Origin of the sequence: Rhizobium sp. B21/90, assembly GCF_019355815.1 — a bacterium.
GTDB classification, from domain to species: domain Bacteria; phylum Pseudomonadota; class Alphaproteobacteria; order Rhizobiales; family Rhizobiaceae; genus Rhizobium; species Rhizobium rhododendri.
In genome coordinates this window covers 401,107-415,224 of sequence record NZ_CP072162.1, presented here as the reverse complement: position 1 = coordinate 415,224, position 14,118 = coordinate 401,107, and the positions used below count along the sequence as shown (strand labels likewise).

At 60.8% G+C, this 14,118-nt stretch carries 8 protein-coding genes; all 8 read right to left on the bottom strand.

Annotated elements, in window-relative coordinates; all coding sequences use genetic code 11:
* Positions 1 to 73: 73 nt before the first annotated feature.
* Entirely contained in the window at positions 74 to 8,575 is an 8,502-nt protein-coding gene (locus J5278_RS01935; RefSeq protein ID WP_209185356.1) for a GH36-type glycosyl hydrolase domain-containing protein, read from the bottom strand.
* A 406-nt stretch (positions 8,576 to 8,981) separates the two neighbouring features.
* Positions 8,982 to 9,680: an XRE family transcriptional regulator gene (locus J5278_RS01930; protein WP_247749232.1), complete on the bottom strand. Its 699-nt coding sequence runs from the start codon at positions 9,678 to 9,680 to the stop codon at positions 8,982 to 8,984.
* A gap of 200 nt (positions 9,681 to 9,880) precedes the next feature.
* Entirely contained in the window at positions 9,881 to 10,063 is a 183-nt protein-coding gene (locus tag J5278_RS01925) for a hypothetical protein (RefSeq protein WP_142824575.1), read from the bottom strand.
* Positions 10,064 to 10,200: 137 nt separating this feature from the next.
* Entirely contained in the window at positions 10,201 to 10,386 is a 186-nt protein-coding gene (locus tag J5278_RS01920) for a hypothetical protein (protein WP_142824574.1), read from the bottom strand.
* Positions 10,387 to 10,537: 151 nt separating this feature from the next.
* Positions 10,538 to 11,287: an ABC transporter ATP-binding protein gene (locus J5278_RS01915; protein WP_209185357.1), complete on the bottom strand. Its 750-nt coding sequence runs from the start codon at positions 11,285 to 11,287 to the stop codon at positions 10,538 to 10,540.
* Positions 11,284 to 12,114 (bottom strand): ABC transporter ATP-binding protein, encoded by an 831-nt coding sequence (locus J5278_RS01910; protein ID WP_209187650.1) that lies wholly within the window; start codon positions 12,112 to 12,114, stop codon positions 11,284 to 11,286. The genes J5278_RS01915 and J5278_RS01910 overlap by 4 nt, the downstream gene beginning before the upstream one ends.
* Complete coding sequence (locus tag J5278_RS01905; RefSeq protein WP_209185359.1) at positions 12,111 to 13,046, bottom strand: ABC transporter permease; 936 nt, start codon at positions 13,044 to 13,046, stop codon at positions 12,111 to 12,113. The genes J5278_RS01910 and J5278_RS01905 overlap by 4 nt, the downstream gene beginning before the upstream one ends.
* Complete coding sequence (locus tag J5278_RS01900; RefSeq protein ID WP_209185360.1) at positions 13,043 to 14,110, bottom strand: ABC transporter permease; 1,068 nt, start codon at positions 14,108 to 14,110, stop codon at positions 13,043 to 13,045. The genes J5278_RS01905 and J5278_RS01900 overlap by 4 nt, the downstream gene beginning before the upstream one ends.
* Positions 14,111 to 14,118 lie beyond the last annotated feature (8 nt).

Sequence of the window (14,118 nt, the reverse complement as noted above, 5' to 3'; positions counted from 1 at the left end):
AAACGCGAAGGCGGCCAAAGGGTTCCCCCTTTTGGCCGCCTTCGTCAATTCGAGTCGGTTCAAAAAAGAGTGACTATTGGCCGATCGCGAATCCTGCGTCGGGATTGGCGATCTCCGTGCCGTTGATAGTGACAAGGTAGCCTTCCGCATTGGACGGTTTTGAGACCGAAATGCGATATTTTGTGTCTGAAAGATCAAGTTCAGCCGTAAAGCCGTCCCATGCCGAGGGCAAGGCGGGCTTCACGTGAAGGTGACCATTGGCGACACGGATCCCCAACAAACCTTCGATGGCGACACGGTACATCCAGCCCGCAGAGCCGGTGTACCAGCTCCAGCCGCCACGTCCGGCCAACTGTCCTTCGCCGTAGATATCGGCAGCAACCACGTAGGGTTCGACCCGGTATTGGTCGCTCGCAGCCTTGTCCAGAGCGTGGTTGACGGGATTGAGCAGGTTGAAGCAACGCCACGCATCGTCACCACGACCCATCTCAGCCAGCGCCAGGACAACCCACGTCGCGGCATGGGTATACTGCCCGCCGTTTTCGCGAACGCCCGGCGGATAGGACCGGATGTAGCCGGGATCGCGTGGCGACTTGGCGAATGCCGGTGTAAACAGCCGGATAATGCCCTTGTCGTCATCCACCAGCCGCTCGAGAACGGCATCCATGGCTTTTTCACCACGAGCCCGGTCGCCTTCGCCGGACAGGATGTTCCAGGATTGGGCAATCGAATCGATCTGGCATTCGAAGTTCTCGTTCGAACCGAGCGGTGTGCCGTCATCGAAATAGCCACGACGATAGTAACCGCCATCCCAGCCTGCCGTTTCCAACGCCTTCTTCAGTTCCGGCAGATGGGCCGACCAGCGTGCAACCCGCTCGCTGTCGCCACGGGCTTCGGCGTAAGGGATGAAGGATGTCAGCGTACCCGCCAGGAACCAACCGAGCCACGTGCTTTCACCACGGCCGAGCATGCCGACGCGGTTCATGCCGTCGTTCCAGTCGCCACCGAGGATCAGCGGCAAGCCGTTTCCGCCCTTGCGACGGATAGCAAGGTCGAGGGCCAGCGCCGCATGTTCGTAGAGGCTGACCTTGTCCGAAGAAACCTCCGGCTTGTAGAAGGCATCGTGCATCCCCGATGTCAGGGAAGCGCCCTCTACGAAGGCAAGTTCTTCGTCGAGCAGTGCCCGGTCGCCGGTCACGGTGCAGTACTGGTTGATCGCGTAGGCGAGCCAGACCACGTCGTCCGAGATATGGGTCCGGACGCCGGCGCCTGTTCCCGGCAGCCACCAATGCTGGACATCGCCTTCGTGAAACTGGCGCGAGGCAGCATTGAGGATCTGCTTACGGGCAAGCTCCGGCGAATGCGTCAGGAACGCCAGCGTATCCTGCAACTGGTCGCGGAAGCCGAAGGCGCCGCTCGCCTGATAGAAAGCGGTGCGTGCCATGATGCGGCAACCGAGGCTCTGATAGGGGAGCCAGGCATTGACCATGTTGTTCATCGCCTTGTCAGGCGTCGAGATCTGCAGCCGACCTGTGAATCCGTTCCAGAAGGTCTTGCTGGCCTCGAGCAGGTCGTCGAAGCTCTCCGACCGGATTGCCGCCACGAGAGCGCGAGCCTCCTCAGTGGATGCAGTATCGCCCATGTAGAAGCAGATATCCCGCTGTTCGCCAGCCTCCAGCGTCACATCGATGGCCATCGCGGCGCACGGGTCGCCCTCGAGATCGAGTGAGCCGGATAGGACGGCACCAGAGACGACAGCCTGCGGCAGCTGGATCGAACCGGCCCGACCGATGAACTCACGGCGGCTGGAGGAGATGCTACCGGCCGTTTCGCTGGAAGCCATGAAGGCGACATGACGCGAATAGTCGATGCTGTAGGGGTTGCTCGCAAACAGCGCTCCGGTCTCGGCATCCTGCGAAGACAGGATGAACGGCCCCGTCTTGCGCGGATTGTTGCCGAGAACCCATTCTGCATAATTGTAGAGACGCAGGCGGCGAACCGCCGTGCCCTCGTTGCGCAGCCGCAGGCGTGTCATCTTGACAGGACGCGTCCGGTCGACCGTCTGGGTGACTTCAAGCGAGATTTCGTCCTGCACGCTGGTGAAGACCGAATAGCCAAGGCCGTGACGGGCTTCGAATGCAGCGGATGGACGGCGCGACAGGGCCGCATAGGGCGTCATGACAGCACCGCTGACGAGATCGGCGACATAGAGCGCCTCGCCCGGACGGTTGATGACCATGTCGTTGGACCAGGAGGTCAGCTGGTAGTCGCGAGAGTTCGCGCTCCATGTGAAGGCAGCACCTTCGGCTGCGACGTGGAAGCCGAAATTCTCGTTGGATATGACGTTGATCCACGGCTGCGGCGTCGACTGGCCACCGAACAGGCGCACGACATATTCGCGGCCGTCGCTGGAGAAGCCACCATAGCCGTTCCAGAAGTCCAGATCGCCCTTGTCTACCATCGAAGCCGGCGCCGAAACTGGCTGCGTCGTCGTGGCAACCACGGTAGTACGCCGCATTTCAGGTTCACTTGTATGCGTCGAGGTCGCAAGCGAAGGCGCACGGGTGATCTGGTCGACGATCGTCCCGTTGCGGGCATGGAAGACGACGCGCGATGCCGCCAGCACTGCCTGGTAGGTTTCAGGCTCCATCAGGTCCTTGCGCGCTGCAAAGATATGCGGGCGCAAGCCTTCGCCCTGGCTCGAATGGCGGACGGATTCGCAAAGCGCATCCAGATCGTGCTGCATGTCCTGCGCATAGGACGCAGCCCGCTCGTTCATGATCACCAGATCGGCGATGATGCCGCGCGAACGTAGATATTCCTGGGCACTCAGCGCTTCCTTGGCGATTTCGAGATCGATATCGTCGTTGATGCGCAGCGTGAAGATCGGGTGATCGCCGGAGATCGCCAGCGGCCACAGCGCCGACTGCGGCTGCAGCCCTGCGTGGACCACGGCTGCCTCGGCCCTCAGGTGCATATCCGGATAAACCAGATAACGGGCCAGATGCTGGAATATCTTCGCATGTTGCGAAGTCACGCCGATCTGGCGCATCTGAACCTGTGTCCGGGTCCAGGCATGAACCATTTCCTGACCGAATGCATCGGGATTGCGGAAGCGCTCGACAGCCCTGTCGATATCTTCGCGGTTCGGGGCAGCGATCGTCCAGAAGATGACGCTGACCTTCTTGCCGGCCGGAACGCGGATGACACGGCGCAGCGAAAGGCAGGCGTCGAGCGTAAATCCATCGGTGCCGGAGAGGCTTGTGCCAGGGTCGAAGGCGGCGGCTTCCCCGAGGCTGCGGCCGCGTCCGATGAAGCGACGACGATCGGTTTCGAATTCGGTCGGTCGTTCGGAGCCAGCATTGTCGACGACCATGTGGGCCATCGTCATATCCGGTTCGTTTGGATCGCGCTTGTTGCGCTCGACGCGGATGACATCGCCAAGTTCGCCGATTTCGGTCTTGACGAACATCCGGGCAAAGACCGGATGGGCTGCGTCGACATCCTCGTTGGCGATGACGGGCTCGAGATAGGACGTCACTTCGATGAAGCGATCTTCGGAACCAGCATTGTGCAGAGTGACGCGCCGACCTTCGGCATCGTGGTCGGTGGCGATGATGCACTCGACGTCGGAGGTCAGCTCCCCAACCGTCTTGCTGTACTCGGCCTTGTCGTCGCTGAAGATGACGCTGGCCTTCTCGCCCTCGATGCTGCGCGGCTCAGATGTCGCCGACCACCACTGGTGGGAGACCGTATCGCGCAGGAATATGAAAGTGCCCCAGCGATCCTCCGTCGGATCGGGCTTCCAGCGAGAAACGGCAAGACCGTTCCAGCGCGAGTAGCCTGAACCTGTCGCGGTCAGCATGACGGAATAATGGCCGTTCGACAGAAGGGCGATTTCACGGTCCTGGCGCGCAGGATTGCTGATCTTACGGACTTCCGCCTTCAGCAGGTCTTCCTGGATGTTGGCCGGAGCATCGGTCTCGTGCTTGGCGGCCATGACCGGGATGTCGCGCGGTGCCTTTTCCTGAAGCAGCAGTTCGGCGGCCTCGATGACAGGATCGGCGTGGAACAGCTCGCGAAGCCTGCCGTTGAATGCAACGTTGGCGACGGCTGCGATCGACATGCCATGATGGTGGGCATAATAATTGTAGACGATCGCGAACTTCTTGCCGTCCGGGACGCGGGTCGGCGTGAAATCGACGGCATCGTGGAAGCCGTACATGCCGAGAGCGCCGACCTTGCGCAGTCGGTTGAGGTTTTCGAGCGCTGCCTCCGGATCGTACATGGCGGCCAGCAACGAGGCATAGGGCGCGATGACGGCATTCTGTCCGAGACCACGCTTCAGGCCAAGCGAGGGCACGCCGAAGTTGGTGTACTGATAGTTCATCTGATGGTCGCGGGCGTTGAAAGCCGCTTCCGAGATACCCCACGGCACGCCGAGGCGACGGCCGTAGTTCATCTGCTCGATGACGATCAGGTTGTTCGTCTGGTTGAGAATACCCCCTTGGCGCTCCTGCATGACCAGCGGCGGCATCAGGTATTCGAACATCGAGCCCGACCACGACACCAGCGCACCACGCGAGCCGACCGGCACGACCTGACGGCCGAGACGATACCAGTGCTCCGTCGGCAGGTCGCCCTTGGCGATGGCAAAGAGGCTGGTAAGGCGAGCTTCCGAAGCCAGCAGATCGTAGCAGGCAGCATCGAGCTCGCCGCTTTCGACACGGTAGCCAATCGACAGCAGGCGCCGTTCCGGGCGGAAAAGGAAGGCAAAATCCATCGAGAAGGCGATATCGCGGGTGCGATCGCGCAGGTTGATCAGCCGCTGGCGCAGTGCCTCGACATTGGAGAGGTCGAAGACGCTGTCGGCAATATGGGCTTCGCAGACCTGGATCAGCGATTCCGACCAGCGAATGACTTCAGCACTCTGCGGCGACTTGACCTCATGATCGAGATTGGCCGCGAGCTTCTTGATGTCGCGCGCGAGCACGGCAAGGTTGATGACGCGGATCGAGGCGAACTCATGTTCGCGCTTGACCGCCGCCAGCGCATTCTGGAAGCCGATGATGCGCTCTTCGAGACGGCGGCGGAGCGGCCGCACGGTCTTGCGGTCGTCGGGAAGATCGGCGAGGATTTCCTGGAGGACGCCGGAGACATCACCGACGCCATCGAGATTGCCCTGCATATGCGCCGACGGTGCTTCTGCCCAGATACGGCATGCCGAGGAAACCGCGATCAGGTGTCCGGCAAGGTTACCACTGTCCACGGCCGAGACATAGCGCGGCCCAAGCGTCTTCAGCGTATCCGTATGATACCAGTTGAGCAGGTGACCGCGGTATTTTTCCATCCGATCGACGGTGGCGATCGTCTGCTCGAGACGGGTGATTGTCTCCTCGAACGACAGCCAGCCGAAATGACGGGCTGACACGACCGACAGGAGATAGACGCCGATATTGGTAGGCGAGGTACGCGGGGCAACCACGGCGTGCGGCGTCTGCTGGACGTTGTCCGGCGGCAGGAAGTTCTGCTGCTCGACGACGAAGGCCTCGAAATAGCGCCAGGTGCGGCGCGCAATCTTGCGCAACTCAGTCGACACATGCTCGGAGACATGCAGCTGGTCTTCGGTTTCCGCCGACTGGCTGACATAGTAGGCGACGGCCGGCGACAGGACCCAGAGGACGACAAAGGGGATGCCGACCAGATAGGCGTTGCTGCCGCTGAGTGCGGCAAGCCCGAGGGCGAGCACCGCCAGAACTGGCGCCTGCCACATGACCTTGTAGTGGCCAAGAATGGTCGTCTGGGCCGCAGCTTGGGCGCTTGCAGCCGTACGCCACTGCAGCATGAGCTTGCGGCTGACGAAGGTGCGGTAGATGGACCGGCCAATGGCGTCTGCCATGCCGCAGGCAGAATCCGCCAGGAACACGATGCGCAGCGCCACCTGGGCATTGGCATCGCGGATATCAGTCCAGACGGTATAGAGGTGAGCGCGGGCGACGATATCGCTGGTGCGAGGGATGATGCCGTTGATAAGGCCGAGCGTCGGGGCGACGAAGAGGCAGAAGATCAGCACGATCTGCCAGATCAGCGCCGAGAACGGCGCCATCAGATACCAGCCGAGCACGGACGCGAAGAACCATGCGATCGGCGTCAGCGAGCGGCGCAGGTTGTCGAACATCTTCCAGCGTCCGAGGCCGGTAATGCCGCGCGAGGGATTGAAGATGTACGGCAGCAGCTGCCAGTCGCCACGCGCCCAGCGGTGCTGACGCGAAACCTCGACCTCATAGCGGATCGGGTAGTCTTCGACGAGTTCGCAGTCGGTGACGAGAGCGCAGCGCGCCATCGAGCCTTCAAGCAGATCGTGGCTGAGAACGGAGTTTTCATCGATCTTGCCACGCAGGGCATTTTCGAAGGCGTCGACGTGATAGAGGCCCTTGCCCGTGAACGTGCCCTCGCCAGCCAGATCCTGGTAGACGTCGGAAACGGTGAAGACGTAAGGGTCGAGGCCGCGATTGATCGAAAAGACGCGCTGGAAGACGGACGCGTCCTTGCCCGTCGTCAGTGACGGCGTGACGCGCGGCTGGAGAACACCGTAGCCGCTGATGACGCGCTTGGTTTCCGGATCGACCACAGGCCGGTTGATCGGATGGTAGAGCTTGCCGACGAGCTTTGTCACGGTATCGCGCATCAGGCGCGTGTCGGAATCCAGCGTCATGACATACTGGATGTCCTTCGGAATGACATTGGCGCCGGGAAGGAATGTCGTGTCGCGGTCACCCCGCAGCAGCAGGTTCAACTCGTGCAGCTTGCCACGCTTGCGCTCCCAGCCCATCCAGACGTCTTCGGCAGGATTGTAGAGGCGACGACGGTGCAGCAGGTAGAACCGAGTCTTGCCGTCGAAATTGTAGCGCTGTGACAGGTTGCCGATTTCGCGGCGCGCATAATCCAGCACTTCCAGATCGGCCGGCGTCTCCTCGACCTTGCTGTCCGGCCAGTCGCTGAGCAGCGCGAAGTAGATTTCGCCGCGCGGGTTGGCGAGATAGTGGACCTCGAGATTGCGCACCAGTTCGTCGACGCTGTCGCGATTGGAGATCAGCGTCGGGACGACGACCAGGGTGCGGGCGTCTTCGGGGATGCCCTCCTTGAATTCGTATCCGACAAGCCGCACCGGCGTTACGAAAAGGGTGATGAGGGTGTTGAAGAGCCCCGTGGCGCCTTCGGAGGCAGGCAGCGAGAACATTAGCAGCAGGACGATGGTCTCGGCCGCACCCATGCCGGCGCGTACCATGAAGGTGCCGACAATAGCCATGGCAAGAATGGTCAACAGCACGACCGGGCCGGCGATTGCAAACCAGCGAAGTCTGCGGACTTGGCGGACAAAATGCTGCACCGGCAGTGGCTTGTAGTGGATAGCCTCTTCCAGCTTCATGCGCTGTGTACCGACGAGGAAGCCGCCGACGTTCGGCTCGTGAGACTGGGGCTCGGCCGACGCCTTGGCCGCAGCCGTCATGTCGATGGCAATCTGGGCGATTTCGATTTCGGTCTTGTCAGACCGGCGCGCGAGCTTTTCGATCTGCTTGCGATATTTGTTGCGCGACCCGGCATCGAGGGCGCCATAGTCGGTCTCTGTCCAGAGCAGCTTGTCGACCTGACTGACCTCCTCGACCCAGACAGACCATTCTGTGTCATCGATTTCGCGCAGGCTGCGGATGATATGCCCCATGGTGGCATTGCCGGCGGCAAGCCGCGTGTGCTCGGCCATCATGACTTCTTCGGAATCGGTACCGGCTGCCGCCATCCGCTGCTCGAGCCAGTCGATAGCGAGGCTCGATGTCTGCGATCCGTCGCGCAGGCGGTAGAGGAACTGCGTCGCAAAGGTATTATCCTTCGTCAACGGCTCCAGCGATTTCAGATATTCTGCGCATTTTGCAGGCTCGGCGAGCCGGATCAGTTCGTCAGCTGCCTCGTTCGCCTTGCCGCGCATGCGGCGGCTGTGCTCGACCCGGATCGAGATGCGACGCAGGTTGTCGACCAGCGCGTAACGCACCAGCGACGGCAGCGCCCAGAGCTCGCCGATCTTGAAGATCTCGTGCTCCTGGAAACCATCGACGATGGCCATCAGGCCCTTGTAGGAGATCTGGCTATGGGTATGGGCGACATAGAGCCAGGCCACGGCGAGCGCGCGTGGCATGACCATGCCCTGAATGGTCATAGTCGGCAGCTGGCGATAGAATTTCTTCGGAAAATCCCGTCGAACTTCCTGGATTGCTTCTTCGACGATGTAGTGATTGTCCAGGAGCCATTCGGCCGCCGGCGTGATGGACTGGCCTGCCTCGACATCCGCCGCAGCCGCGCGATAGACGCGCAGGATTTCCGTTTCGTTCTCACGATGGCGGGCGAAGAATTCGAAGGGCTTGAAATTCGGCAGCGTATCGGCGCCGTCACGTGCGAAGGCCTCGCCGCACTCCCTCAGCTGGTCGTTGGACAGGAAGCTTGCGCGTATCGAATCGTTGAGATCGACAAGCTTTGCTTCAGGAGCGCGCGGCGAAGGGGTCGGGGAAATTTCAGCTGACATGGGGCGGTCTGGATCCAAACGGAGTAAAGAGCATTCGCCGACAGAGCCATAAGCGCGATCACCATTCTGAGTTCAAATCCCGAAGCCCACCAGGCGCCAGGTATTTGCAAATGGCAACTTTACCGCTGCATGACCAAATTCGGCGGAGATTTTCACGGACCTCATGAGCCGACGGCATCGCGCCGTGGTTCACCCGCTCCATGAAACCTTGGAAGCACTCAATATAAATCAAGTGAGCGCGGCGGCAAGATTACATCAAGGCGATCAAATTCATCATACATTCCCCAAATTGCACCGCGAATCTCGCCGGCTGGAAGCCAGCGTGAGACGTGCCTACTCCCATAGGCCGGCAAAGATGAACTTAAACTGAACTGACGCCCGAGATTGTTCAGGACAGCCGCCGGGCCTATACACCGTTCCTCTCGGGATAGGAAATAATTGACAGGAAGCGGATCGGCAGGGTGATCAGAACCTCCGGACCGTGCGGCGCGTCGGCATCGAAGAAAAGGCTGTCGCCCGGCAGCATCGTATAGAGCTTGTCGCCATGGCGGTACTTCACCTCACCCTCGAGCATGTAGATAAGTTCCAGGCCGTCGTGCTGGAAGGCCGGAAAGACATCTGAATCAGCGGTCAAGGTGATGAGGTACGGCTCGACCTGCAGGCCGCTGGCACTGTTGCCGATATGGCCGAGCAGGTTGTACTGGTGCCCGGCACGCGTGCCGCGCCGCTCGATCTCCAGCCCCTCCCCCGCCTTGACGAAAACCGCATTGCGCACCTCTTCAAACCGGCGGAAAAAGGCGGTGACGGGAACGCCCAGTGCGGCAGCCAGCGACTGGAGCGTCGTCAGTGACGGCGAGGTGTTGCCGTTTTCGATCTTCGACAGCATGCCGAGCGAGATGCCGGTGGCGGAAGCCAGATCGGCGCCGGTAATGCCGAGGGTTTTGCGGAAAGCACGGACCTCGCGGCCGATGGCCACTTCGAGATTATTTTCCTTGGGGTCGCGCAGGGAATGCGGATCCTGCTTCAGGATCGGCTTGGCTGGGATTGTTTTACTCGACGTTACGGTCGCCTCGACGCTCTTGCGCGTCGCTTTGTTGTTTTCCATCCGAATATCCCATGCTGCTCGACATCCAAGCTTACTTGTTTCGGCAAATGCTTGCTATCGGGCATAGTCAGAATTTCTGAGTCGGCATGGACTTAACAACAAAACGGCGGCCGATGTGGCCGCCGTTTTCAATCGTATTGAATGTCGAAATCAAATCCGTCTTGCATAGACGACAGGACCGCAATCCGCGTGGAAAACGATCAGGTCCCGACGCCGCACACCATGGCAGCAACAAACGCGAACGCGGCAGCAAAAAGCACCACATGCAGGACTGTCTCCCACCGGCGCCGTTTGGAGATACCGGCCGTGACCGCAAGCCGGCGTCGCTCGGAAGACGGACCAAGCTCGTCTACAGACGCATTCGACAGGCCTATATTTGCCATATGCTGCCTCCGTTAGAAAGTTGCGCTCAAGCGCGAGCAGCTGTTATCGGGGATTGATCGTCGCATTGGGAGAGATGGATTTCCGCCCTCTGCCCCGGAGTGAAAAAATTAATCTTCACGAGGGTCAAAACAGAGAATTAGCAAAGAATGCGACGAGCCCAGAGCAGGGTCCGCTCAATGGCTCCGTCGACGACTGTCGGCGCCAACTGCTGGCGCTGTGTGACAGCGGTTTCCTCGTCAGCCACGGAAGCACCGGCTTCGATGCGCTTTGCCCGGACGGGCGGGTGAAGGTAACCAAGGGTCATGCCACCCATGAAAAACATACTGCACCTCCAGACCTTGGCGATCACGAAAGTTAACCGCCGTTAACGAGATCATGACAGAAATGCGGCAGCTGTCAATAGTCTATGGCGTTGGTCGTGTTTAAACCATCCATTAACCATAATCAAAAAATATACACATAAAAACAGAGACTTAAGCCCGGGCGAAACCCTTGCTGGCAACCATGAGATTGCGTGTGTACTCTTCCGAGACGCGGCCTGCAGCAAGATCGACCGAGGCAAGCCGCTCGACCACGAAGCCGTTCTGCATGACGGCAAGCCGGTCGCACATGTGGGTGACGACGCCGAGATCATGGCTCACCATCACGAAGGTCAGATTGCGATCGCGACGGATCTGCTCGAGAAGATTGAGCACCTCCGCCTGCACGGAAGCATCGAGTGCGGAGGTAGGCTCATCCAGCAGCAAAATCGACGGCTCGACGATCAGGGCCCTGGCAATCGCCACCCGCTGGCGTTGACCGCCCGAGAGCTGGTGTGGATAGCGGAAGCGAAATCCGGCACCGAGGCCGACTTCGTCGAGCGCCCGTGTAATGCGCCGTTCGCCATCGTCTATCCCATGGATCAGCAAGGGTTCGAGAAGCAGCCGGTCGATCGTCTGGCGCGGATGCAGCGACCCGTAAGGGTCCTGAAACACCATCTGCACCTCGCGGTAGAAGCTCTTGCTACGCTTTGCGCCCTTTAGGGTTTCGCCGTCGATGCGGATCGTGCCTTCGCTGACCGGTGCCAGGCCCGCGACGGCACGCAGAAGCGTCGATTTTCCGGAGCCCGATTCGCCCACCAGCCCGAAAGACTGGCCTTTGTCGACGGAGATGCTGACGGCGTTCAGTGCGTAGTAACCGTCATAGATGACGCTGAGATCGTTGATAGACAGAGTGGTGGTCATAGCGCCCACTCCGGCTTGCGCTCGAGCACCGGCAGCGGATGGCGATCCTCGCCGATGACGGGCATGCAGTTCAGCAGGCCCCGCGTGTAAGGATGCTGGGCATTGCGCAGTTCGGACGCCGGCAATTCCTCGACGATTTTGCCGGCGTACATGACGATGACGCGATCACAGAACGAAGACACCAGCCGCAGGTCGTGCGATACGAAAATCAGCCCCATGCCGCGCTCGGATACCAGCTTGTCCATGATGCGAAGGACATCGAGTTGCACTGTGACGTCGAGCGCCGAGGTCGGTTCATCGGCGATCAGCAATTCCGGGCCGGCAATCAGCATCATGGCGATCATCACCCGCTGCCCCATGCCGCCGGAGACCTCGTGCGGATGAAGGTCGAAAACCCGTTGCGGCTCCCGGATTTGCACTGCTTCCAGCATGGCGAGCGCCCGGTCGCGGGCCTCCGCCTTGCTGACGCGCTCATGCGTGCGCAAGGTCTCGCAAACCTGCCTGCCGATCGTCATGACGGGATCGAGCGAATACTTCGGGTCCTGCAACACCATGGCGATCCGCTTGCCGCGCAACGCACGTCGCTCCTTGAGCGAGGCTTTCAACAAGTCTATACCGTTGAAATTCAAAGTATCGGCGGTGACGATCCCGTGCGACTGGGTGAGGCCCATGATGGCGCGGCCGGTCTGCGACTTGCCGGAGCCGCTTTCGCCGACAATGCCGAGCCGCTCGCGGCCGAGAGTGAAGGAAACACCGCGCACGGCCTCGATCACGCCGGTGCGGGTCGGATAGCTGACCTTCAGATTGTCGACTGTCAGCATGGTCATCGGCCACTCTCCTGCGGATCGAGGGCATCGCGCAAACCGTCGCCGAGCAGATTGAAGCCGAGACTGACGATCAGGATGGCAAAGCCAGGCATTGCCGCCACCCACCACTGGTCGAGGATGAAGCGGCGGCCGGAAGCGATCATCGCGCCCCATTCAGGCAGCGGCGGTTGAGCGCCGAGACCGAGGAAGCCTAGGCCGGCTGCGGTGAGGATGATGCCAGCCATATCGAGCGTCACCCGCACGATCAGCGACGAGATGCAGAGCGGCATGACATGGCGAAAAATAATCCGCAGCGGCGAGGCGCCCATCAGCCGGACGGCTGAAATATAGTCGGAGCGCCGCACCGTCATCGTCTCGGCCCGGGCAATACGGGCATAGGGTGGCCAGGAGGTGATGGCGATGGCGATGATGGCGTTCTGGATACCGGGGCCGAGGGCCGCGACAAAGGCGAGCGCCAGCACAAGCTTCGGAAAGGCGAGGAAAATATCGGTGATACGCATCAGCACCGCATCCAGCCAGCCGCCGACATAACCGGACACCGTACCGATCAGCAGCCCGATTGGTGCCGAAATGATGGCGACAAGCACAATCACCAGCAACGTCAGACGCGAGCCGTGCATGATCCGCGAAAAGATATCGCGTCCCTGGTCGTCAGTGCCGAGCAGATAGCCCTGGGCACCGGGCGGCAGCAGCCGGGCATTGGCGAGATCGCCGATAACAGGCGACTTGGTGGCGATCACATCGGCAAAGACGGCAATGAACAACAGGCCAAGGATAATTACCAGGCCGAGCACCGCCAGATGGTTGGCGGAAAACTGCCGCCAGGTGATATAGGCGCGGCCAAGCCTCGCCTGCAGCCGCGATTGCGGCCGGTCGGAGAGCAGCCATTGGCGGCGGGTGAGTGGCGCTGTTGGTGAGGTTGGACCCGTCATTGGCGTCGTGTCCTTGGGTCTAGTGTTCGGTAGAGAATGTCGGACAAAAGATTGATACCGATGAACACCGTGCCGATGACGATGGTGCCGCCAAGCACGGCGTTCATGTCGGCGTTCTGCAGCGAGTTTGTGATGTAGAAGCCGATGCCCGGCCAGGAGAACACGGTTTCGGTCAGCACCGACCCCTCGAGCAGGCCGGCATAGGAGAGCGCGATGACTGTCACCAGCGGGACCGCTGCGTTTCGCAGCGCGTGCGCCCAGATGACCCGGGTTTCGGAGAGGCCCTTGGCCCGCACTGCGACGATATATTCCTGGCCGAGCTCGTTCAGCATGAAGCTGCGCGTCATGCGGCTGATATAGGCCAGCGAGAAATAGCCGAGCAGGGATGCCGGCAGGATGATGTGGCGGAAGACATCAGCGAAGACGTCCCATTCGCCCTGCAAGGCGGAATCGAGCAGGAACAGGCCTGTGATCGGCGTGAACGTATATTCGTAGGTGATATCGATGCGGCCGGGAAAGGCTACCCATTTCAGCTTGGCGTAGAAGATCACCAGCGAAATCAGCGCCATCCAGAAGATCGGCACGGAATAACCGACGAGCCCGATGACGCGCACCAGCTGGTCGATCAGGCTGCCACGGCGCACAGCGGCCAGCACGCCGAGCGGCACGCCGATCACCGAACCGATGATCGTGCCGAGCGTCGCCAATTCGAGCGTGGCCGGAAAGGCGCGACGGATATCGGTCATGACGGGATTGGTCGTCAGCACCGAGGTGCCGAAATCGCCGGACAGCACACCCTTCAGATAGATGTAGAACTGCTCGTAGAGCGGCAGGTCGAGGCCGAGCTCACGCCGCACCCGCTCGATGACATGCGCCGGCGCCCGGTCGCCGAGGATAGCGAGAACCGGGTCGATCGGCACCACGCGGCCGATGAAGAAGGTTACGGCCAGAAGACCGAGATAGGTGGTGATGGCGATGCCGACGAAGCGTAGCACGGCCTTTACGATGGACATGGTGCGGCCAGTCGCGGGCCGCACCTCCATCCTGCGTTCAACTGTACTCAAGGGACCAA

Excerpts from the sequence above, each read along its gene's own strand:
- J5278_RS01905 (WP_209185359.1), bottom strand. The coding sequence starts at position 13,046 with ATGACGGGTCCAACCTCACCAACAGCGCCACTCACCCGCCGCCAATGG.
- J5278_RS01920 (WP_142824574.1), bottom strand. The coding sequence starts at position 10,386 with ATGTTTTTCATGGGTGGCATGACCCTTGGTTACCTTCACCCGCCCGTC.
- J5278_RS01910 (WP_209187650.1), bottom strand. The coding sequence starts at position 12,114 with ATGACCATGCTGACAGTCGACAATCTGAAGGTCAGCTATCCGACCCGC.
- J5278_RS01930 (WP_247749232.1), bottom strand. The coding sequence starts at position 9,680 with ATGGAAAACAACAAAGCGACGCGCAAGAGCGTCGAGGCGACCGTAACG.
- J5278_RS01915 (WP_209185357.1), bottom strand. The coding sequence starts at position 11,287 with ATGACCACCACTCTGTCTATCAACGATCTCAGCGTCATCTATGACGGT.
- J5278_RS01925 (WP_142824575.1), bottom strand. The coding sequence starts at position 10,063 with ATGGCAAATATAGGCCTGTCGAATGCGTCTGTAGACGAGCTTGGTCCG.
- J5278_RS01935 (WP_209185356.1), bottom strand. The coding sequence starts at position 8,575 with ATGTCAGCTGAAATTTCCCCGACCCCTTCGCCGCGCGCTCCTGAAGCA.